This is a genomic window from Pseudomonas sp. LBUM1662 (genome assembly GCF_059695915.1).
In genome coordinates, this window is the sequence record NZ_CP166793.1 from 4231940 (window position 1) to 4253956 (window position 22017).

The 22017-nt window shown below is 60.4% G+C and carries 22 protein-coding genes; 11 read left to right on the top strand and 11 right to left on the bottom strand.

Going from position 1 to position 22017, the window contains the following annotated elements; translation table 11 throughout:
• Window positions 1–91 precede the first annotated feature (91 nt).
• Window positions 92–1189, top strand: a complete 1098-nt coding sequence (locus ACA049_RS19155; RefSeq protein ID WP_497328902.1) for a polyamine ABC transporter substrate-binding protein — start codon at window positions 92–94, stop codon at window positions 1187–1189.
• Between the two features lie 253 nt (window positions 1190–1442).
• On the opposite strand, the gene thpR is transcribed toward ACA049_RS19155, so the two are convergent.
• Window positions 1443–1982 carry an RNA 2',3'-cyclic phosphodiesterase gene (thpR, locus tag ACA049_RS19160; protein WP_497328904.1) on the bottom strand — a complete coding sequence of 180 codons (540 nt, stop codon included), beginning with the start codon at window positions 1980–1982 and terminating at the stop codon, window positions 1443–1445.
• A gap of 60 nt (window positions 1983–2042) precedes the next feature.
• Here thpR and ACA049_RS19165 point away from each other — a divergent pair, with 60 nt between their 5' ends.
• Entirely contained in the window at window positions 2043–2237 is a 195-nt protein-coding gene (locus tag ACA049_RS19165) for a hypothetical protein (protein ID WP_497328906.1), read from the top strand.
• Window positions 2238–2251: 14 nt separating this feature from the next.
• On the opposite strand, the gene ACA049_RS19170 is transcribed toward ACA049_RS19165, so the two are convergent.
• Complete coding sequence (locus ACA049_RS19170) at window positions 2252–2605, bottom strand: DUF1428 domain-containing protein (protein ID WP_497328908.1); 354 nt, start codon at window positions 2603–2605, stop codon at window positions 2252–2254.
• Between the two features lie 16 nt (window positions 2606–2621).
• Window positions 2622–3689, bottom strand: a complete 1068-nt coding sequence (locus ACA049_RS19175) for a hypothetical protein (RefSeq protein ID WP_497328910.1) — start codon at window positions 3687–3689, stop codon at window positions 2622–2624.
• Between the two features lie 213 nt (window positions 3690–3902).
• Between ACA049_RS19175 and ACA049_RS19180 the strand changes: the two genes are divergently transcribed.
• Together ACA049_RS19180 and ACA049_RS19185 are read left to right on the top strand one after the other, a co-directional pair.
• Window positions 3903–4115, top strand: a complete 213-nt coding sequence (locus tag ACA049_RS19180; RefSeq protein WP_497337027.1) for a hypothetical protein — start codon at window positions 3903–3905, stop codon at window positions 4113–4115.
• Entirely contained in the window at window positions 4112–4381 is a 270-nt protein-coding gene (locus ACA049_RS19185; RefSeq protein WP_497328912.1) for a hypothetical protein, read from the top strand. Before ACA049_RS19180 ends, ACA049_RS19185 begins: the two co-directional genes overlap by 4 nt.
• Here ACA049_RS19185 and ACA049_RS19190 read toward each other — a convergent pair.
• The 3 genes from ACA049_RS19190 to ACA049_RS19200 all read right to left on the bottom strand — a co-directional run bounded on the left by ACA049_RS19190 (window position 4378) and on the right by ACA049_RS19200 (window position 7847).
• Window positions 4378–5016: a Vgb family protein gene (locus ACA049_RS19190; protein WP_497328914.1), complete on the bottom strand. Its 639-nt coding sequence runs from the start codon at window positions 5014–5016 to the stop codon at window positions 4378–4380. The genes ACA049_RS19185 and ACA049_RS19190 overlap by 4 nt on opposite strands.
• 35 nt (window positions 5017–5051) lie before the next feature.
• Window positions 5052–6272 (bottom strand): helix-turn-helix domain-containing protein, encoded by a 1221-nt coding sequence (locus ACA049_RS19195; protein WP_497328916.1) that lies wholly within the window; start codon window positions 6270–6272, stop codon window positions 5052–5054.
• A 744-nt stretch (window positions 6273–7016) separates the two neighbouring features.
• Entirely contained in the window at window positions 7017–7847 is an 831-nt protein-coding gene (locus ACA049_RS19200; protein ID WP_497328918.1) for an AraC family transcriptional regulator, read from the bottom strand.
• 135 nt (window positions 7848–7982) lie between these two features.
• On the opposite strand from ACA049_RS19200, the gene ACA049_RS19205 reads away from it, so the two are divergent.
• The 3 genes from ACA049_RS19205 (at window position 7983) to ACA049_RS19215 (ending at window position 9362) form a co-directional block, all read left to right on the top strand.
• On the top strand, window positions 7983–8501 hold the full coding sequence (locus ACA049_RS19205; RefSeq protein ID WP_497328920.1) for a carboxymuconolactone decarboxylase family protein: 519 nt from the start codon (window positions 7983–7985) through the stop codon (window positions 8499–8501).
• A 30-nt stretch (window positions 8502–8531) separates the two neighbouring features.
• Entirely contained in the window at window positions 8532–8783 is a 252-nt protein-coding gene (gene grxC / locus ACA049_RS19210; protein ID WP_497328922.1) for a glutaredoxin 3, read from the top strand.
• Window positions 8784–8930: 147 nt separating this feature from the next.
• A complete protein-coding gene (locus ACA049_RS19215) occupies window positions 8931–9362 on the top strand; it encodes a nuclear transport factor 2 family protein (protein ID WP_497328924.1) in 432 nt (143 codons plus the stop codon).
• A gap of 80 nt (window positions 9363–9442) precedes the next feature.
• Here ACA049_RS19215 and ACA049_RS19220 read toward each other — a convergent pair whose 3' ends face one another.
• A complete protein-coding gene (locus tag ACA049_RS19220) occupies window positions 9443–10648 on the bottom strand; it encodes an NAD(P)/FAD-dependent oxidoreductase (protein ID WP_497328926.1) in 1206 nt (401 codons plus the stop codon).
• Window positions 10649–10904: 256 nt separating this feature from the next.
• Here ACA049_RS19220 and ACA049_RS19225 point away from each other — a divergent pair, with 256 nt between their 5' ends.
• Genes ACA049_RS19225 through ACA049_RS19235 form a run of 3 tightly spaced genes read left to right on the top strand, consistent with a single transcriptional unit; the run spans window position 10905 to window position 12460 of the window.
• Window positions 10905–11474 (top strand): RrF2 family transcriptional regulator, encoded by a 570-nt coding sequence (locus tag ACA049_RS19225; protein ID WP_497328928.1) that lies wholly within the window; start codon window positions 10905–10907, stop codon window positions 11472–11474.
• A gap of 33 nt (window positions 11475–11507) precedes the next feature.
• Window positions 11508–11909, top strand: a complete 402-nt coding sequence (locus ACA049_RS19230; RefSeq protein ID WP_497328930.1) for a hypothetical protein — start codon at window positions 11508–11510, stop codon at window positions 11907–11909.
• An 11-nt stretch (window positions 11910–11920) separates the two neighbouring features.
• A complete protein-coding gene (locus ACA049_RS19235) occupies window positions 11921–12460 on the top strand; it encodes an HD domain-containing protein (protein WP_497328932.1) in 540 nt (179 codons plus the stop codon).
• Window positions 12461–12642: 182 nt separating this feature from the next.
• Here ACA049_RS19235 and ACA049_RS19240 read toward each other — a convergent pair whose 3' ends face one another.
• The 4 genes from ACA049_RS19240 to ACA049_RS19255 all read right to left on the bottom strand — a co-directional run bounded on the left by ACA049_RS19240 (window position 12643) and on the right by ACA049_RS19255 (window position 19575).
• Window positions 12643–15072, bottom strand: coding sequence for an efflux RND transporter permease subunit (locus ACA049_RS19240; protein WP_497336912.1), 2430 nt, complete (start codon window positions 15070–15072; stop codon window positions 12643–12645).
• A gap of 27 nt (window positions 15073–15099) precedes the next feature.
• On the bottom strand, window positions 15100–16176 hold the full coding sequence (locus tag ACA049_RS19245; RefSeq protein ID WP_497328934.1) for a WD40/YVTN/BNR-like repeat-containing protein: 1077 nt from the start codon (window positions 16174–16176) through the stop codon (window positions 15100–15102).
• 173 nt (window positions 16177–16349) lie between these two features.
• Window positions 16350–17714 (bottom strand): DUF1329 domain-containing protein, encoded by a 1365-nt coding sequence (locus ACA049_RS19250; RefSeq protein ID WP_497328936.1) that lies wholly within the window; start codon window positions 17712–17714, stop codon window positions 16350–16352.
• A gap of 31 nt (window positions 17715–17745) precedes the next feature.
• The gene (locus ACA049_RS19255; RefSeq protein ID WP_497328938.1) at window positions 17746–19575 is read right to left on the bottom strand and encodes a DUF1302 domain-containing protein; all 1830 of its coding nucleotides are present in this window, start codon (window positions 19573–19575) and stop codon (window positions 17746–17748) included.
• A gap of 314 nt (window positions 19576–19889) precedes the next feature.
• Between ACA049_RS19255 and ACA049_RS19260 the strand changes: the two genes are divergently transcribed.
• The gene (locus tag ACA049_RS19260) at window positions 19890–21884 is read left to right on the top strand and encodes an alkyl/aryl-sulfatase (protein ID WP_497328940.1); all 1995 of its coding nucleotides are present in this window, start codon (window positions 19890–19892) and stop codon (window positions 21882–21884) included.
• The last annotated feature ends 133 nt before the right edge of the window (window positions 21885–22017 follow it).

A 22017-nucleotide genomic window follows, 5' to 3' on the forward strand; every position in this document is an offset into this window, starting at 1 on the left:
CAAGATGATGGGCCTGCTCCCTGGCCACAGGTTTTATGTTCATTGCAATTTTGCTTTGCGTACTTGAATAAAGAGAAATGGAGTTGTACCGATGAAAATGTTTGGCAGGACTCTGCTGACACTGTCCTTATTGGGCGCAATGGCCTCCGGCGCCCAGGCCAACGACAAGGTTCTGCGCGTCTATAACTGGTCGGATTACATCGCCCCGGACACGGTCAAGAAGTTCGAAGACGAGACCGGCATCCGCGTGACCTACGATGTATTCGACAGCAATGAAACCCTTGAAGCGCGGCTGCTCGCCGGCAAATCCGGCTACGACATCGTTGTGCCGTCCAACAGTTTCCTGGCCAAGCAGATCAAGGCCGGTGTCTATCAGGAACTGGACAAGTCGAAGCTGTCGAACTGGAAAAACCTCAACCCGGTGCTGCTGAAAAACGCTTCCGCGAGCGACCCGGATAACGGTCATGCTTTCCCGTACATGTGGGGCTCCATCGGCATCGGCTTCAACCCGGCCAAGGTCAAGGAAGTGCTCGGCGCCAATGCACCGACCAACTCCTGGGACCTGCTGTTCAAACCGGAAAACGCGGAAAAACTGAAAGCCTGCGGCATCAGTTTCCTCGACTCGCCGACGGAAATGCTCCCGGCGGCCCTGCACTATCTGGGTTACCCGGTGAATTCGCAGGACAAGGCTCAGATCGCCGAGGCCGAAGCGCTGTTCATGAAGATTCGGCCGTCGGTGGCGTATTTCCATTCGTCGAAATACATCTCCGACCTGGCCAACGGCAACATCTGCGTCGCGGTCGGCTACTCCGGCGACGTGTTGCAGGCCAAGGCCCGCGCGCAGGAAGCGGGCGACAAGGTGAAGATCGATTACAGCATTCCCAAAGAAGGGGCCGGCAGTTTCTACGACATGGTCGCGATCCCGCGGGATGCGGCGAACGTCGAGAACGCCTACCTGTTCATGAATTTCCTGATGCGCCCGGACATCATCGCCGAGATCACCAACAACATCGGCTACAGCAACGCCAACGCGGCGGCCACGCCGTTGGTGGACGAGGCAATCCGCAATGATCCGGGGTCATACCCGCCGCAAGCGGTGATGGCGACGTTGTATGCGATTCCGGACATGCCGATTGGCGTTCAGCGCGTGATGACCCGGGGCTGGACGCGGGTGAAGCTCGGCAAGTAATTGCGCCCCACCCCTGTAGGAGCGAGGCTTGCCCGCGAAAGCGGTATTCCAGTCACCAACAATGTTGAATGTGACGGCCTCTTCGCGGGCAAGCCTCGCTCCTACAGGGACTCAGCATTGACCCAAAATATGTGGTGATCTCTCGATTTCCGTTCACGCAGCGCCTTACCACCGCTGCACCCTCTCTGACGAACGGCCTCACCTGGCTTCCTCGGTTCAGGTGAATTCAGGCGCCCTCCTCGGGCGCCTTTTTTTATGCGGGGACGAGCGGCCATTCGGCCAGCGCCCGATACCTTCCCTTATGGGATTCAAACAAGACAAAACGGTCAGCCCGCAGGAAAAACCCGGGCGGCGTCGCGGATTCAGGCACCGGCAGTCGATAGTCACGCATCAACGTCAGGTGCGGCCGAAACTCCTTCGGCGCCTCATCAAACCCGAACGGCAACATCGCCTGCTCCAGCGCATACACCAGACGCAACAACTCCGGCGGCGCCTGCTCTGGCGCCAGCACCAACACCCCGGCCCTGCGCCAGACATCCATTCGATCCAGCGCCAGCCGCAACGGCGCACCCGGTACGCGAGCCTTCGCCGCCGCCGTGCAGATCTCGCCGATCTGCGCCACGCCGACAGCCCCCAAAAACAACAACGTCAGGTGAAAGTTTTCCGCTGGCACCGGACGCCCGCTGCGCAGCTCAAGGGCGCTGCGCCATTGGGCAATGGCCTTGCGTTGCTCCGGCGGGCAATTCAGCGCGAAGAACAGCCGCTTCAACGGCTCATGGGATTCGTCAGTCATGCCTGGCAGCTCCTGACATGCACGTTATAGTTGAACCAACCGAATCAACGGGAGGGGGCCATGCGAGCAATCATCAGCAAAGAGCCATGGTGGGCGACGCCACCGAAACCGGGTCAGGATGAGTCCGAGCTGGAATGGGGCTGGCTGGTTCACTATAGCGAAGGTGAGCCGCGCTTCGAGTTCGTCAGGGAGCGGCCGACGGACAGCGAGATCCGCAACCGCAAAAGCTGCAGGATCACCCCGACGCCGGAGTGATCCTTTCGTCGGGATCAGGCACTCACGATCATTTCGAAACCACCAAAGACCAGGCGCTGGCCATCGAATGGCATCGGATTGACGTCCGGCTGCATCCGCGGATCGTTCATCAGTTTGTCCATGCCCGCATTACGCGTGGCCTTGTCCGGCCAGATGATCCAGCTGAACACCACGGTTTCGTCTTCCTTGAGTTTCACCGCCATGGGAAACGAGGTCACCTTGCCGTCAGGTACATCGTCGCCCCAGCATTCAGTCACGCTGAGCGCGCCGCTTTCCTTGAAAATGACCGCCGCAGTTTCGGCGTGCTTCTTGAATTTTTCGCGATTGGCGGTGGGTACGGCAGCGAGGAAGCCATCGACGTAGGACATGGTGTTTCTCCTTCGGTTATGGAACGGTCTGCTGGGTAGTCGATTGCGCAGGGGTCCAATCGACAGCGCCGCTGCCCGAACTGACCGACGGTACGTCGGCGCTCCCCGCCAGGCTGCCCTCGATCTGCGCCGCCATGTAAAACGTTCCCGCCATCACCCCGGTGGTCGGGTTCTGCACCAGTTTCGTCCAAGCCTTGTCGAACGTATTGCCCAGGCTGCTGCGGATCAGCGCCTCGCTGTCTGGCCGGTCGTTGGCCTGAATAATCGCCCGAACGCCTGCCACCCCCACAGAAATCAGGGCGCCGGCCAGTTTTCCGGCTGCCGCCGCCACCGCACTGGCCGCGCCTCTCGGGGCCATTTCGGCCTCCATCCGCTGGCTGGCGCGCTTGGCCACCGGTGCCATGGCGGTCTCGGTGTTATCCACCCCTTTGTCGCCGCCCGCCTTGTGGATCTTCTCGATCAGCGCCGCATACGCCGGCAAGCTGTTCAACGGCTGGGTGTGCACCACTTGATACAGCGAAGCGTCGCGAGCAGGCGGCGGGCCCAGTGCAATGGCGGGGATTTTCTGGATGCGGCCGTTGAGCTGGGCCATCGGTATGCCGTGGCGCTGGGAGATTCGCTGAAGTTCTTCCTGAACAATGTCCACGTAGAAGGCCGTCGCCAGACCGAGAATCGCGTCGGGATCGATCTCCACCGCGACCGGCGCCAGCACGCGCTTCTGGTATTGCTCCAGCAGATAAGCGGCCAAGCGCTTGGCCGAGGCATCCTGCTCGCCCTTGGCGCTGAGGCTGTACCAGCTGACCTTCATCGACAGCCATTCCTGGGTCCAGTAACTGCTGAACCAGGGAATGAAGTTCTCTTCGGTCAGTTGGTAGACCCGGGTGCGCCAGTAATCCATGGCGCCGCGGGCGTAGATTTTGGTTTGTTCGGTGGCCGATTGGGAGGCTGCGACAATCTCCTGATCCACCTGACGCCAGGTGCTCTCGGACACCACCACGATCGGCGCCACCACCGGGGCACGCGGAGGCGTGGCGCATCCCGCCAACACCACCATCACGGCGACGATCAGCGAACGCAGGTTCAAGATCGCGGTTCCTACAGTGTTCCCCGGACGGTATGTCCGGTGCTGAAAAGCCTATTTATTTGAGTATAGGTGGAGGGGTTTGTTCGCTTGGGGTTGTTGGTGATTTTCAGGACGCCTTCGCGAGCAAGCCCGCTCCCACAGTGGAATCTGGTGAATCACAGATTTGCGAACGACGCTAAACCCTGTGGGAGCGGGCTTGCTCGCGAAGGGGCCATGAAGTCCACCATCAACGACGTCGATACTCACCATCGCGATGATTGCCTTCCGCTAAAAAACCGCCAGGCGCAGGATCAACCCATCCCAAGGCAAAAGCCCACACCGGAGGGGAAAATCATGTTGATCCATCTACTGACCTGCCTGGCCCTGACGGCCGTGACCTTGACTGTCTTTTCCTACATCGTCCTCGCCGAGGAGCGCAGATCATGATCCACGCCATTACCCTCTCCGTCAGCTTCCCGGTGTTCGGCAACAACTACTATTCGCAAGAGTTTGTCTCTCGCAAAGTGTTGTCCTTGGTGTTCGACAAAAAATTCGAGGCGTTGCTGATACCGGCCGCCGCCAACCACTTCAACAACGAAGTGGTCGGGCTCAACGATCAGTTCCGCTTCCTCAATGATGTCTTGGTTGAACACCTGCTGGAGATCGAATTGGCGCAAAGCGCGCCTCGGTCTTCCCGCCAGTTCACGTTCTAGGATGAGGCGGGCCGACGAACGGCGCGCACCTTGCCGCTGTTCCCTCCGCCGCAGAAAAACCGGTCCGCGCCATCGGACTCAAGCCCTGACACGCCGACACCGGTGGGCAGCGTAAGGCTTTCCAGCACCTCGCCGGTGTTCGGATCAACTCGCCGCAATTCACCTTCCTCTCCTTCCCATGTGCCGTGCCAGAGCGCGCCTTCCACCCAGGTCACGCCGGTGACGAAGCGGTTGGATTCGATCGTGCGCAGAATCTTGCCGGTGTCCGGGTCGATCTGATGGATCTTGCGTTCCTGATACTGCCCGACCCACAGCGTTCCTTCAGCCCAGGCGAGCCCTGAGTCGCCCCCACCGCCGGGCGCAGGAATGGTGCCGAGTACCCGGCCGTTTGATGGATCGATTTTCTGGATGCGATCCTCGGCGATCTGGAACAGGTGCTGGCCGTCAAAGGCTGTTCCCGCATGCGCGGCGACATCGATGGAACGAGATGTCTTACCGCTGGCCGGGTCGAGGGCGTTGAGTTTTTCTCCGGAGGCGAACCAGACGTGCTGACCGTCATAAGAAACGCCATGCACGCTGTCGACGCCCGGAAAGGGTCCGTATTCACGGATGATTTCGGCTGATGATTGCTTCATGGTTGCATCCTCTTCGTTGGGTGGTGGGATGGATCCTAGTCACCCGGCACCCAAGCTGTGAGTAACAAAGTCGTCGCGAATCCCGGCAGCGGCGGCGTCATCCAGCGCCGCGCGCGCCCGCGGCCAAACGACTGCACTTTGCCGGCGGTCGCCAGTGAGTCGAGTGCCCGCTGCACGGTGCGCTGACTGGCCTTCAGCGCCAGGGCGAGCGCCGAACTCGACCACGACTCGCCGTCGGCCAGGAAAGCGAGCAGCGCCGCCTGCGGCTCTTCGACGGGCCGCGCCAGCACCACAACGTCGTCAGCAATCAGGGGTTGCAGCGCGAACCCGCGCTTAGTCGCACTGATACCCGCCAGAGGCTTCAGCGCCGCGCGAAGTCGCCCGATTTCGACGCGCAGCCTTGCGCGATGGGACTCATCGGTGAGCTTCAAGCGAAAGGCCTGGGTGATCAGCGTTTCCCTCGCCACGTCTGCGGGCCAGGCTTCGGCCAACGCTCGCACGAGGGTAAACAACACCGGGCGTTTGGCCAGGGACACCGACATCCCCGCGCCGCGCACGCCGTATCGGCACGCGTCCACCACCAGTGACGGTGAACTCAGCAGCGCTTCCACCTCATCCAGCAACAGGGGGCGCTCTTCGCCACGGGCAATTAGTCTTGCCGCGGGTGTGTTGAGGACTTGAGCGGCGTGTTCGACCTCGGCGGTCAGCGCGAGAATGTCGGCGTCGGACGCGGCGCGTTGAGCCCTTTCGAGCGCGGACCGAGCCCTCCCGGTCTCGAGTCGCCGCACGGCAATCCCGGCTACCACCAACTCATGGACGACGCGCAATGCCGGCGGCAGCGGCGCAGGGTCCAGCTCGGCGAGCAAACTGTCGACCTCATCAAGACGCCCGACCAACAACAAACGTCGAATCTGCACGTACCGCGCATGGGCCGCGTTCGGGCCATCGCCATGGGCCTGCAGTATCACTCGCGCCGCTTCGAGCGCCTTCACCGGCCAGCCCAAGTCCCGCGAAGCCAGGGCGATTTCGGCCTCAGCCACCACGCACCGCGCCCGGGCCAACGGCGCTTTCGGACCGAAGGCCCGTGCGGCGCTGCGCACCAGTTCCTTGGCCCGGACCAGATCGCCCAACTGCGCCATGGCGATACCGCGAAGTGCCAGTGCAGGGGCATCGTCGCGCAGGGCAACCCGGTTCAGCGCACCAAGGGGATCACCCGCAGCGAGTGCGTGGGCTGCAGCGGTGATCAGCGAGTCCATTTGAATGGCGCCACAGGTGACACTCCCACGGTTCGATGCCCGTTGATGAGTCTATCTCACGCCCACCAAACAGCCCGACGGTTAAGCACAATCCCTGTGGGAGCGGGCTTGCTCGCGAAAGCGGTGGATCAGTCGCCATCGATGCTGGATGTGCCGGCCTCTTCGCGAGCAAGCCCGCTTCCACATTGGAATGTGTTTGACCGACTGGTTCGATGCCCGTTGATGAGTCTATCTCACGCTCACCAAACAGCCCGACGGTTAAGCACAATCCCTGTGGGAGCGGGCTTGCTCGCGAAAGCGGTGGATCAGTCGCCATCGATGCTGGATGTGCCGGCCTCTTCGCGAGCAAGCCCGCTTCCACATTGGAATGTGTTTGACCGACTGGTTCGATGCCCGTTGATGAGTCTATCTCACGCTCACCAAACAGCCCGACGGTTAAGCACAATCCCTGTGGGAGCGGGCTTGCTCGCGAAAGCGGTGGATCAGTCGCCATCGATGCTGGATGTGCCGGCCTCTTCGCGAGCAAGCCCGCTTCCACATTGGAATGTGTTTGACCGACTGGTTCGATGCCCGTTGATGAGTCTATCTCACGCCCACCAAACAGCCCGACGGTTAAGCACAATCCCTGTGGGAGCGGGCTTGCTCGCGAAAGCGGTGGATCAGTCGCCATCGATGCTGGATGTGCCGGCCTCTTCGCGAGCAAGCCCGCTCCCACATTGGAATGTGTTTGACCGACTGGCGTGGTCAGCGCGGGCGTTTTGCGTCCTGCACCCATTCACGCGGGCTGCTGCCGGTTTTACGTCGGAACGCCCGGGCCAGCGCCGAGGCGCTTTCGTAGCCGACTTCATCGGCGATCAGCGCGATGGACTTGCCTTCACGCAAGCGTTTCTGCGCCAGGCTGATCCGCCAGCTCACCAGATAATCGACCGGCGTCTGCCCCACCACGGAGCGAAAGTAGTCGGCGAAACTGGCCCGGGACATGTTGGCCGCCGCCGACAGTTCGGCCACGGTCCAGGCCTTGCCGGGCGAGTCGTGCATCAAGCTCAAGGGGCGCGCCAGGCGCGGATCGGCGAGCCCCGCCATCATCCCGGGCGTCTGATCGCGGCTGGTCAGAATGTGCCGCAACAACTGAATCACCAGCAGTTCGAACAGCCGGTCCATCATCGCTTCGCGCCCACAAATGCCGCCGAAGGCCTCGCTGAACAGCCAGTCCAGCGTGCCGGTCATGGTCGGAATACTGTCGAGTGTGAGCACCAGGTATTCAGGCAGCGCGGCCGCCAGGGCATTGCCCGCCCCACCGTCGAATGCCAGGGTGGCGCACACCAGTTGAGTGCCCGACGCTTCGCTGGCGAACAACCGATGACGATAAGGTCGCGGGAAGAAAATCAGCGTCGGCTCATTGATGTGCAGGTCGCGCTCATCAGCCAGTTTGAGCGTCAGTTCGCCGGCCTGAAGCAGATGCAGGTGTCCGGTGGCCTGCTCGCCATCAAACGCGGTGACGCCGCAAAAATCCCCACTGTGGAAGGTTCCGGCACTGACACCGAAATGCGTGAGCAAGGTGGACAAGCGATCCATGGAATGACTCCCCGGGGCGATATTTGGACGATCTGTCGCATATCCTCGACGATTTGCACCCTCAAGGCCAGCGCAGATCCCTAGCATGGACCCCGTACCCAGCGCATACCGCGCTTGAATCGACGGAGTCTCACCATGAGCCGCATCAACACCCTGAGCCTTGACCAAGCCACCGACACCACTCGCCCGCTGCTGGAAGGCGTGCAGAAAAAAATCGGCTTTTTGCCCAACGTCTTCAAGACGCTGGCCCATGCCCCCGCCGTGCTGTCTGCTTACCTGCAACAGTCGGTGGCCCTGGGCAAAACGTCCCTGACCGCCCCTGAAAAAGAAGCGATCTTCCTGGCCACTTCGCAGGTCAACGGCTGCGACTACTGCCTGGCGGCGCACACACTGTTTGCCGGCAAGGCCGGGTTGTCTGCGCAAGACATCCTCAGTGCCCGACACGGCCAACTCAATGCTTTCGCCACCCTCGCCCAGCAGATCACCGAGAGTCGCGGCCACTTGAGCAACGAGCAGATTGAAGCAGCGCGCGCAGCCGGCATCACCGACGCCAAGATCATCGAGGTGGTCGCCCACATTGCCTCGCAAACCCTGACCAACTACCTGAACAATCTGGCCCTGACCGAGATCGATTTTCCTGCGATCGACGCTTGAACCGGATCCCTGACTCGAGGAGTACACGCCATGAACACCGTGACGCTTTACACCACGGACACCTGCCCCTATTGCCGCAATGCCAAGGCATTGCTCGCCAACAAAGGGATCGCCACCCGGGAAATAAACGTTCAGTCAGACCCCGGCAAATTCCAGGAAATGCTCACCCGCAGCGGTCGTCGCAGCGTGCCGCAGATTTTCATCGGTGACACCCATGTCGGAGGCTTCGACGACCTGGCCAAACTGGACCGTCAAGGTGCCCTGCTGTCGATGCTGGCCTGAAGCTGCAATCCAGACGCCCTTCCCTTTACCCGGCAAGACTTCTATCAACCCATGGAAGTCTTGCCTCGTCGTTTTGCCACTCTTCATTTAATTTCCGCTTGGTTGTACGATGACCGACGAGTTATTCATAACAACAAGGAACTACCCATGAAAAAAGTGAAAGTGCTGATTGGTTTTCTGTGCCTGTTCAGTGGCTATGTGGCGGCAGCCACGGCACCGGGAGAGAAGGATGTCGCGGACGCTGTGGACCATCTGACGCAAGCCATGCTCCACAAAAACATCCCCGAACTGAAAGCGTTGACTGCTGAAAACCTGACCTACGGACACTCCAGCGGCAAGGTCCAGGACAAGAAAGACTTCATCGCCGATATCGAAACCGGCAAAAGCGCCTTTAAAACCCTGGAAATGCAGAACCAGACCATCACCGTCTCGGGGGATGTAGCGCTTGTTCGTCACCACTTCTCGGCACAGGCGATCAAGGGCACTGAGCTGGTCCCGACCGAAATCGAGAACTTCCAGATCTGGCAGAAGAAGGCCGGCAAATGGTTGCTGGTAGGCCGACAAGCCTTTCGAATCTGAATAAAAAAAATCCCGCTCAAGATCATTTGAGCGGGATTTTTTCAGGCAGGCCGTGTCATCGAGACACCCCTGCCAACCTCTTAGGCCACAACCGGGATCATCGGATCCGCTGCCGCCAGCGCTGTTGCGCGGTCAGCCGCCGGCGGGTAGATCCACATCGTGTTGATCTGGGTCTTCAGCGACTTGCCTTCTTCCTTGACCAGTTTCACCTGGCGATCCCAGCCCTCGGTGTACACCGCGCCCCACGCCCCCAGATCCAGGCAGGTAACGTACTTGGGCTGACTGTACGCCTTCGGATCCACACCCAGGATTTGCGCAGCAACGTTGTTGCCGGCGTGACGCCCCAGCGAGATCGCGTGTTGGCAGGTCATCAGCGCGTAGTTGCCGATGTCATCCGTGGCGGCGTAAGCCACATCGCCGGTGGCGAAAATGTCGTCCTGGCCAATGACTTTCAGATGTGCGTCGACGTGCAGGCGACCGAGGTGATCGCGTTCGGCCGGGATCTGCTCGGTCAGCGAGCTGGCCCGTACACCGGTGGTCCAGACCACGGTCCTGGCGTCGATGCGTTGGCCATTGTCCAGCGTCACACCGTTTTCATCGACGGCCACCACCGACGACTTCAAGCGCCACTTCACGCCCAGCTCAGTGCTGGCTTCAGCGATCGACTGGCTGATTTCGCTGCCCATAGACGCCCCGACTTTTTCGCCGCGGTCGACGATGATCACTTCGATGTCGGCGTCTTCACCGAGGATGGCCCGCAGACGCGCCGGCATTTCGGTCGCCGTTTCAATCCCGGTAAAGCCACCGCCAGCCACCACCACCGTGTTGCGCGCGTTGCTTTCTGGCAGGTTGGCCAGGGATTTCAGATGGTTTTCCAGGCGGACGGCCTGTTCGATCTGGTCCACGTCAAAGGCGTGTTGAGCCACGCCCGGGGTGTTGGGCAGCGCGAGACCGCTGCCGGTGGCCAGAACGAGTTTGTCGTAGCTGCACACCTGTTTGGCACCCGACGCATCAGTGTAGCCGACACGTTTTTGCTGCACGTCGATGGTTTCTGCGGCGCCCTTGATGAACTTCACACCGACGGCATCGAACAGGTCGCCGAGGGGTGCAGCGAGTTGATGGGCATTCGGCTCGTAGAAGCGCGGACGCACCCGCAGCTCGGCCTGTGGCGCCAGTACCGTGACCTCCACGGCGTTGTGATTATGGATGTCCAACAGGCGCGTGGCGCTCAATGCCGTCCACATACCGCCGAAACCCGCGCCGATGACCAGAATGTGCTGTTTCATTGTTTTAACTCCGAAGAAGACCAAAGACTGAACTCGTCGCCGAGCTGACAACGGCGACTATAGTGATCCGAGTTATCAGAAGCAATGACCTTCTATCGATGGTTGCCATCACCCACACAAATACCTCGACAACCCAGATATAAGCTTCTATCCATAAGCATCGCAGGACCTGCAATGATTAAAGCCATGCCGATGGTTCGTTGCACCCCTGTTGATCGGCTGGTAACATTGGCGACTCTTTCAGTCGGAGATAACCATGTCTCTTTACAGCGCGGGCGTTGAGTACGGCATTCACTGCCTGCTTTTTCTGGTGGGCGATTACGGCGACAGCCGTGAGGCAAGTGTGCGCGACCTCGCTGAACTGCAAGGCGTGCCCCTGGACTACCTGGCGAAAATCTTCACCAAGCTGGCCAAGGCCAAACTGGTCGTGGCGACCGAAGGTGTGCGCGGCGGGTTCAAGCTGGCGCGGCCAGCGGACGAAATCAGCGTGCTGGACATCGTCAACGCCATCGACGGCCAGAAGCTGATCTTCGATTGCCGTGATATCCGCGGGCGTTGTGCGCTGTTTGAGGGTTCCCCGCCGACCTGGGCCGTGGAAGGCCATTGCTCGGTTCACGCGGTCATGATGACCGCGCAGCAACGCATGGAAGACGCCCTCGCCCAGCAAACCATTCTCGACCTGGCCCGCAGGGTCGGGCGCAAAGCCCCGGCCGAGTTTGGCGCCCAGGTGGACAACTGGATCAATGATCGTCGGGAAAGGAAAACGCTGACCGGCACTCAGCCCGATGGTGAACAGATCATCCCGGTGACCGATATTTCCGACTGACGATTCGTCCGGGCCGCTCTATGATTAAGGCCCATGACGACCTCGACCCCGATCCGCTCACCCTGCCCGCCCGGCGCCTGCATCTGCGGGCGAGACCCGTTGCTGGAAACACCGGGCGCGGACGTGCGCATCCTGTTTCTGACCCGGCAGGAAGAAAAGCGCCTGCTCGACCGTCTGGAAAACCTGCAAAGCCTGGCGGACCTCGAACGTGTGCAAAACCGCATGTACGAACAATTGGGCATCCGCGTGGACATCGTCCCCAGTTTCAACGAAGTCCGTACCATGCGCGGCATCGGCATCACCCTCGGGGAATTGCCGGGCCTGTGCCGCAAGACCCGCCAGTCGATCCCGGCCGCGATTCGCCGCAGCCTGGAGAAGCGCCCGGAGATCGCCTTCGAAATCCTCAACGCCAATGACTTGTTGCGCGACGCCTGAGGTCCGCACCGATGAACCCCATTCTCGAATTCCCCGTTACCGACGAAATACTCACCTCCTACGCGCTGGCGATCGGCACCGATCTGCCGGGCTATCGCAATCACATTTACCGGGTGCTGAACTTCTACCGCGCGATCAGCGGCATTGAAGGCCTGCCCTCTGAAGCCGTGCAGATCGCGGCGGCGTTTCACGACCTGGGCATCTGGACCGACCAGACCATCGATTACCTGGAACCCTCGGTTCGCCTGGCCACCGACTACCTCGCCAACCGGCAACTGGCGCACTTGAGCGGCGAAGTCACGGCGCTGATCCTGGAACACCACAAAGTGCGGCCCTACGCTGCCGACCATGCGCTCAGCGTCGAGCCCTTCCGGCGTGCCGATGTCATTGATGTGTCCCTCGGCCTGCTGACATTCGGCCTGCCTCGGGCCTACATCAAAACGGTGAAATCGGCGCTGCCCAATCATGGCTTTCACGGGATGCTGCTGCGGCAAACCGCGCGGCAATTCCTGCGCTCCCCGCTCAAGCCACTGCCGATGTTTCGCTGGTGAAACAGACGTCGCCCCAGCCTGGGAAAAAAGCCATTAAAGAGGTGCAGCACGTACCCTGTAGGAGCTGTCGAGTGAAACGAGGCTGCGATCTCTTGATCTTCGGCAATCTTGAAATTGCCAAAAAAAAAGATCAAAAGATCGCAGCCTCGTTTCTCTCGACAGCTCCTACAGGGACCGTCGTGTTATTTAACTTTGCGCAACAGGAAGTGCGACAGCGCCGGGATCAGCACCAGCGCCCCGACCATGTTCCAGATGAACATGAACGTCAGCAAAATGCCCATGTCCGCCTGAAACTTGATCGGCGACCAGGCCCAGGTGATCACGCCGGCGGCCAGGGTAACGCCGACCAACGCCACGACTTTGCCGGTGAACGCCACGGCATTGCGATACGCCTCGGTCAACGACAACCCGGCACGTTGCTGCGCCAATTGCACACTCAACAGGTACAACGCGTAATCCACGCCAATCCCGACACCGAGGGCGATCACCGGCAACGTGGCGACTTTGACACCCATGCCCAGCCAGACCATCAACGCTTCGCACAAAATCGACGTCAGCATCAACGGCACCACCGCCACCACCACCGCCCGCCAACTGCGGAAGGTGATGAAGCACAACACAATCACCGCGCCATACACGTACAGCAGCATCGTACGGTTGGCGTCGCGCACAACGATGTTGGTCGCCGCTTCGATCCCTGCGCTGCCGGCCGCGAGCATGAACTGGCGTTCGCCGTTACTGTGTTCACGGGCGAAGGTTTCGGCCACTTGCACCACGCGGTCCAGGGTTTCGGCCTTGTGGTCCGACAAATACGCGACGATTGGCATCATCGAACAATCGTTATTGAACAGATCCGGACTGCTGACCGACGCCTGCTGCGCGCCGTAATTCAGCACATCCTGATTGCGCGCGATGGTCAGCATCTTCGGGTTGCCTTCATAGGAACCGGCGGTGATCTGTCGGACGGCATTGACCAGCGACACCGTGGTTTGCACGCCAGGTTGTTGCTGCAACAGCCAGCCAAGACGATCGGCTTCCACTAGCGTTTCGTATTTCAGGCAACCTTCGCTAGGGGTCTTGAGCATGATCGCGAACTGGTCGCTGGACAGCGAATAGTTGGCGGTGATGTAGGCGTTGTCGCGGTTGTAACGCGCGTCGGAGCGCAGTTCCGGCGCGCCGGGATCGAGATCACCGATCTTCAGATGATGGCTGACGACAACCCCGCCTACCGCCATCAGGCCTGCGACGGTCACAGCCACGGTGGCCCAGCGGCGTTCGGTGAATTTGTCGAGAAAACTCCAGAGCGCGCCCATGCCTTTGCCGCGCAGTTCTTTGTTCTCTGCCCGCAGACTGCGCTCGGCGGCCTTTTGACTCACGCCCCAGTAAGACAGCAACACCGGCAGCAGCACCAGGTTGGTGAAGATCAGCACCGCGACGCCGATGCTGGCGGTGATCGCCAGGTCCTGGATCACCGGAATGTCGATCAGCATCAACACCGCAAACCCGACGGCGTCGGCCAGCAACGCGGTAAGCCCCGCCAGGAACAGACGGCGGAAGGTGTAACGGGCGGCGACCAATTGATGGGTGCCACGTCCGACGTCCTGCATGATCCCGTTCATCTTCTGCGCGCCGTGGGACACGCCAATGGCAAACACCAGGAATGGCACCAGAATCGAGAACGGGTCCAGCTCAAAACCGAACAGCGCGACTAGCCCCAGTTGCCAGACGACCGCGATCACCGAGCAGAGGATCACCAGGGCCGTGCTGCGCACGCAGCGGGTGAAGTAGAAGATGATTGCCGTGGCGATCAGCGCCGCGACGCCGAAATACAGCATCACCTGCATCAGGCCATCGATCAGGTCGCCCACCAGTTTGGCGAAGCCGATGACGCGAATCTTGATCGGGCCTTTGCCCTCCTCGCCCACGACGCGGACGCTACCTTCGAACTCGTATTTGTCGCGCAGCTTCTCTTCGAGGGTTTTCGAAAACTGGTGATAGTCGATGCCCTGCCCCGTCACCGGGTCCTTCTCCAGCAGCGGCACGAAGATCATGCTCGACTTGAAATTGTTGCCGATCAAACTGCCGACGATGCCCGAACGGGCGATGTTCTGCCGCAGTTGCTGCACACTCTGGGCCGAGCCGTCATAGGAATCGGGCATCACCGGGCCGCCCTGGAAGCCTTGCTCTGTGACTTCGGTCCAGCGCACCGCGGGGGTCCACAGCGACTTCATCCACGCACGATCAACGCCCGGGGTCACGAACAGTTCGTCGTTGATTTCCTTCAAGGCGTCGAGGTAGTGCGGATCGAAAATGTCGCCGTTGCTGCTCTCCACCACCACCCGCACCGCATTGCCCAGACCACGCAGGGCCTGACGGTTTTCCAGGTAGTTTTTGATGAAGGGCTGGCTCTGCGGGATCATCTTTTCGAAGCTGGCGTTGAGCGTCAGCCCGGTCGTGGCGAAAAAGCTCAGCGCCACCGTCACCAACAGGCAGGCCAACACCACCATCAGGCGGTTATTGAAAATCAGCCGTTCCAGACCGTTGCCGGAGCGGGCGTCGAAGCCCTTGAGCTCGCGGATGACCGGCATTGTTTCGAGTTCGTAGTGACCCATCATGGTGTTCTCTATGTAATGCCGGGCTTATTCGAGGGGCAACTGCCGCAGACCACGGGTGCCCGCGAGCACCAGTGAGCCACCGACAGCAACCTGTGCGGCGGCCACTGGAGCCAGTGCGGTGTGTGGCTGGATTTGAAAGCTCGCACCGTCATCAGCGCTGACCAGCACATGACCGGCCTGGCTGACCAATACGATCCGGCCGTCGGCAGTGACGCTGCTGGCGGTAATACTCAGGGGCAGACCGAGTTCGATTTTGCTCCAGCTCGCCCCGCTATCAGTGCTCCGGAAAACGTTGCCGCGCAGACCGAATACCAGCGTGGCACCCGGTTTGCCGGTGATGCCGAAAAAGCTGCCGTTGTAAGGTGTAGGTGTAGCGTTGAAGCGGCCACTGGCGCGATCCAGTTTCATGACCAGCCCTTGCTCGCCAACGATGAACAGGTCATTACCCACCGGCCGCAGCGCGTAGAGATTGAGTGCGCTCGGGTTGTCGGTGCGATCAAGCAATGGCGTCCAGTGGCGACCACCATCGTCGGTGCGAAAAATCAGGTTGAACGCGCCAATGATGTAGCCGACCTGATCGCTTTCGAACCAGACATCGAGGAACGGTTTATCGGCACCCTCCTCGACCATGCGTTGAGCGTCGCTGACGCGTGCTTGCAAGTCGGCGTCATCCGGCTGGCTGGCGAGTTGCTGCTGGTAGTAATCGAGCAGGATCGGACCGACCTGACGCCCGTCCAGTTGTCGGCTCCAGGTCTGGCCCGCGTCGCTGCTGTGCAGGACCACGCCATCGTGCCCGACTGCCCAACCTTGTTGCGGGCTTGGAAAATGCACGGCGACCAGGTCCGAACTGACCGGCACCTGCGCTTGTCGCCAGTGCTGGCCGGCGTCATCGGAATAGAGAATGTGCCCGCGCTGGCCCACGGCAACCAGTCGCTCGCCGCCCCGAGCCAGCCCGGTCAGCGTCGACTGCGCGGCCAGATTGCTTTGCAGTGCAGGCGTGTCGAGCACATCGGCAAACTCGCCGGCGATCACCGGACGGGTAAAAGGCACCGCCATGGCAGCTGATAGCGCGGCAAGCAAAAACCACTTGATCATCGTCATTATTATTATCTCGGTACACCACGGCCCTGCAGGACCTGTGTGGGACTGTAGGAGCTGTCGAGTGAAACGAGGCTGCGATCTTTTGACTTTGATTTTTTAAAGACAAGATCAAAAGATCGCAGCCTCGTTTCACTCGACAGCTCCTACACAGCTCCTACAAGGGATTTGTGGGTTTAGCGGATGCCGGTGCCGGCCAGCGACTCGGCGGACCACTGGGCCTTGGACAGTGGGTCGATGTACTTCAGACCGCCGTAAGGACCATAGAAACCGTTCATGTTGTAGGCACCGGAAACCAGGTCGTAGAGCATGTGGTTGATGGTGTCTGGCGCCTGCACGTCGTAGCTGTAAGTCAGGTGCGAGAAGCCGCCACGGTAGAGCTGGCCGCGCGCGTCATACTCGTCGGAAGCCAGAGCGATCCAGCTGTCCTCGTCGAGGTAGAAGGTGCGCTTGCTGTAGATGTGCCGCTTGCCCGGCTTGAGCGTGGCTTCCACCACCCACACCCGATGCAGCTCCCAGCGCAGCAGATCTGGGTTGACGTGGCCGGCCTTCATCACGTCGGCCGCGTCCTTGTGGTAGCTCAGCTTGTAGGTGTTGTACGGCACGTAGAGTTCTTTCTTGCCGACCAGTTTGAAGTCATAACGGTCCATCGCCCCGTTGAACAGGAACGCGTCGTCATAGGTCGCGGCACCGACGGTGCCCGGGTTTGGCGTGTCGTAAGCCAGGTCCGGCGCCAGTTTCACCCGGCGTTGCCCCGGCAGGTATTGCCAGGCACGACGCGGTTGAGTCAGCGGGTTGACCGAATCCATGAGCAAAAGCGCTTCACCGGCACGACGGGCCGGGCCGGAATAAGCCAGTTTGATTTTGTAGAACACCTCATCGGCCGACACAGGGCCGACCGGGCGTGCCGGCGCGTACAGCGGATATTCGATGAAGAAGTTACCGGTGGAGCTCAGGGACGCAGCGCCTGAGGAATCAACGTTCCAGGAGTCGTACTTGTTGGTCATTGCCACGCCTTGATAACGCAGCAAATGGTTCCACATCGCTTCGTTACCGTCGGCCGGAATCGGGAATGGCACACCCGGCAGCACGTTTTGCAGCGACAAACCACCGTCGGTGGTTTTGGCGGTCACGGCATTTTTTGCGGTGTTGTCCAGCACCTCTTTGGGCAGTGCAACGCTGCGGTGGGTCGGGTACACATCGAGGCGATAGGACGGATACCGGCTGAGCAACGCCTGGGCCGTCGCGGTGAGTTTGTCTTTCTGCTCGGCGAGGTTCTTGGTGGTGATCACCAGACGCGGCTTTTCAGCGCCGAACGGGTCCGGACGGAACGAGTCGCCGGTTTTGAAATCGCCTGGAATCGCGGTAAGACCGCCGGTGTAAGCGGGAATGCTGCCATCGGCATTGGCGGCTTTGTCAGCACCGACAGCGGTCAGGCTACTGCCGAGTTTTGCGGCCTGATCGGCACTGACCGCAGCATGGGCGGAACCTGCGACGGTCAGCGCCAGGGCGCTGGCTAATACGGATTGGATAAATGTCATGGGTGTCTCCTGTTAACGCACAGCTCGAAGATCAGAGGGTGGTTTTAAAAGTGAAAGTGACCATGCCGCGATCCTTGAGCTGGGCCACGGTACCGGCAAACGCAGTGGTCTGACCGGGAACGCAGTTGTACTGACCGTTGGCGCCCGGAGCGGCTCCATCGCCGTTTGTACCGGCGTTGCCGGCAGAACCGCAGGTGTCGAAGTCACCAAAGTTATCGACATACTTGAGGTCAAAACGGTATTGGCTGCGCACGTCCATGCCGACGCCGACCGAGTAGCTGCCGGTGCCTTTGTTGCCGCCCAGTTGCACGGCGGACTGACCCTTGAGGCCGACGTTGTAGCTGACCGGCAGGAACATATCGACGCCTGGGAACACCTGATACCAGGTCGGGTTGAAGTTCATGCCCAGGATGTAGTTGTCCTTGGAAACCTTGTCGACGCCGCGGTACCAGTCTTCGCCTTTGAACAGTTGCTTGTTCTCGGTCACGTCCAACCAGCGGCTGTAACCCAGTTCAACCAGCAGCGAAGAGGAATCCCAAAACGGGGTATCGCCGAAAGTCGTCAGGCCGTTGAGCACCGCGTGCACGGTGTTGCCGCGAGCGACGCCGTTTTCGCCATCGAAGCTGCTGATAAAACCAGGACGCCCCGCTGCACCCAACGTCGGGTTGACGGTGGCCGGGACGCTGGACAGCGGCATGTTGTGGCGATAGTTGAGGTCGAACCCGACGCTCACACCTTCGATGCTTTTGGACAGGCTGATGCCGTAGATATCGATGTCGTCCACGTAGAACTGGTTGTAGCTGCCGGCGTTGCCCGAGATCAGTTGAGCCGGTCCGACTGCGGTCGGTTGCAACACCAGGTTGGGCAGGATGTCCGAGGTTTTGCGGTAGTAGAGACCCATGGTCCCGTCCAGCCACGCCGGGCTCCACTTGGCCATCAGGCCGAAGTCGCCGCTGTTGCTTGGGGTAAACGTGTGACCGTTGCTCAAGCGCAGATATTGATTCGCGCCCAACGGGCCAGGTGTGCCGAAGAAGGGGTTAGCGCCGCCGATCAGCGACAGGTTGTGACCGCCGCTCTGGATACCGTCGTTGAAGCCCAGGTACGTACCCGACTCCGGCAACCGCGCCGCGTCCCAGTCGAGGAAATACTGGGCGGCCAGGGTCAGTTCCTGGTTGACGGTAAAGCTGGTGGACAGCTGGTTACGCGGGATGAACAGCTCCTTGGCTTCGGTGCCCGGCACCGCCAGCGCCTTGGACAAATCCAGGCCCGACTGGCCATAGCTGTTGCCGTGGGCGAAGGCCAACACGCTTTCACCCCAATAAAGGGTGTGCTTGCCGGCCTTGCCGCTGAGCAGCGATTCGTCGCCGATCTCGGTGCTGCCGAACACGAAGGCGTCGAGGATTTCCGCCGACGGGCCGTTGTAGTAACGGTCGGCATAGCCGCTCTGGTGACGGGAATCGGGCTTGCCGCTGTTCATCTGATTGGTCGACGGGTTGAAGCTGCCGATGTCGTCATAGGCATGGTCGTACCAGCTGTTGGTACTGACCCGAAAACCCATCTGTTTTTTGTACACCACGTCCAGCTCCGACAGGATGTCGAGACGCTGGGCCACCGGGCTACCGGACGAGAAGTTGCGATCGCCGTCGTTGTTGTTCCACGAGTTGGCCAGCTTGCTGTTCGGGGCTTCGACCCGCTGGGCGTAGTTGAACTTCAAGGTGTTGTCGAAACGTACCGACAGGTCCTCATTCCCCGTGTCGAACTCGAACGCCTGCACCGGCGTCATCCCCAGCCCGGCGAGAACCGCCGAAGCCAGAAGCCCGCGCCGCAGATTGGTTTGGCAGATCTTATTGTTGTTATTCATCTAGCGTGCTCGCCTTCTCTGTGGTTTCACGAAAAGTCATTCAAGAAAATGCCGGATCCGGTACTGCGCCCTGCTCAATGGAGCGCAGGCCGGATCGGTCGAGGCTGTTGTATCGCGAGCGGTGGGTGGGTCGCCGGTCAATTGGGCCAAATCATCGGTCAGCGCAACGTGGTGGTGAAAAAGTGCCGATGCCGTTTTGGATGGACTGGCAAACGGGCGGTATTGACCGGCCTGTCTTGATCGTTGGCTGTAGAACAACAGTCGAGCGGTCCGGCTTGCGCCGGCCAATACCTACTGACCTGAAAACAGAGCCCATGAAAAAGACCCTTCCTGTTCTACTGTTACCGACGTTGCTGGCCAGCCTGATCAGTCAATCCGCGATGGCCCTTGTCGAGCCCAAATCCGCCGAGCCTGCCACCGTCGCGGCGAATGCCGCGACCGGTCAGATGCTGCAACGCATGAATGGGCAGAATGAGGCCGACATCAATCGCGGTTTCATCGCCAGCATCCCGGACGCCGAAACCCTGACCGCCGACGGCAAGGTGATCTATAGCCTCAAGGGTTATGAATTCCTCAAACCGCTCGCAGGACCGGCGACGGTCAACCCAAGCCTGTGGCTGCAAGCACGCAAGTCCATGAGCACCGGTTTATACAAGGTCACCGACGGTTTCTATCAGGTTCGCGGGTTCGATATCGCCAACATGACCATCATCGAAGGCAAGACCGGCCTGATCATCATCGACCCGTTGATGACCGTCGAAACCGCACGCACTGCGCTGAATCTCTACTACGAACATCGCCCGAAAAAGCCGGTGCTGGCGGTGATCTACAACCACAGCCACGTCGACCATTACGGTGGTGTCAAAGGCATCGTCGATGAGGCGGACGTCAAGGCCGGCAAGGTGCAAATCATCGCACCGGTGGGTTTCATGGACCACGCGATTGCCGAAAACGTCATGGCCGGCAACGCCATGAGCCGTCGCAGTGAATACCAGTTCGGCACCACCCTGCCCCGCAGCGATCGCGGTCAACTGGACCTCGGCGGTGCGAAGGCGTTGCCCAACGGCACCATCACCCTGATCCCGCCGACCCGCGAGATCAGCCAGCCGATCGAGAAGATTGAAATCGACGGCGTCGAGATCATCAACATGCTCACACCGGGCACCGAAGCGCCGGCCGAGATGGTTCATTACTTCCCGCAGCACAAGGTGCTGGACACCGGTGAACTGGCCCTGCAAACCCAGCATCAATTGCTGACCCTGCGCGGCGCGGAAATCCGTGACAGCCAGGCCTGGGCCAAATACCTCAACGAAGCGTTGCAGCGCTTTGGTGCGGACACCGACATTCTGGTCGGCCAGCACACCTGGCCGGTGTTCGGCAAAGAACAGGTGAACAATTACCTGAGCAAACAGCGCGACCTCTATAAATGGCTGCACGACCAGTCATTGCGTCTGATGAACAAGGGTTACAAACCAGTGGAAATCGCTGAGTTCATGCGCCAGAACGTACCGTCCAGCCTGGCGACCGAATGGTTCACCCGCGGGTATTACGGTTCGGTGCAGCGCAATGCCAAGGCGGTTTATCAGCAATACATGGGCTGGTATGACGCCAACCCGGCCAACATGGACGCCTTGAGCAATACCGATTATGGGCGCAAGTTCGTCGACTACGCCGGCGGGGCCGACGCCCTGCTCGCTCGTGCGCGCACGGATTACAAGGCGGGTGAATATCGCTGGGTGTCCCAGGCGATGAGCCATTTGGTCGACGCTGAACCCACCAACCAACCGGCACTGGATCTGTTTGCCGATGCACTGGAACAACTCGGGTATCAAGCCGAATCCGCCGTGGAGCGCAACAGCTACCTGACCGGAGCCATGGAGCTGCGAAGTGGCGGCAAAAAAGTCCCATCGCCGCTGCGCACCGCCAGCCCGGACACCATCCGTGCGCTGTCTATCGAAAACATCTTCGACCTGCTCGGGGTGCGCCTCAACGGACCGAAAGCCGAGGGCAAGCACATCGTGATGAACTGGAATTTCAGCGATAGCGGCAAGCGCTACCTGCTCAACCTCGAGAACTCGGCGCTGACTTACTCCGCCGACCGCAGCGCACCAAACCCGGACGCCACACTCACCCTGAGCCGCGACACCCTGAACGCGATCATGACCCAGCAGTTGTCCCCACAACAGGCGATCCAGAACGGACAATTGAAGATCGAAGGCAACGCCCAGGCCTTTGGTGGCCTGCTGGGAATGATGGACACCTTCTCCCCGGGGTTCGAAGTCATCCTGCCTAACCCACCGGCGCAATAAACCACCGACGCCCTACACCGCCCCCTGTAGGAGCTGTCGAGTGAAACGAGGCTGCGATCTTTTGATCTTGCTCTTTTCGGAATGGCTGAAGATCAAGATCAAAAGATCGCAGCCTCGTTTCACTCGACAGCTC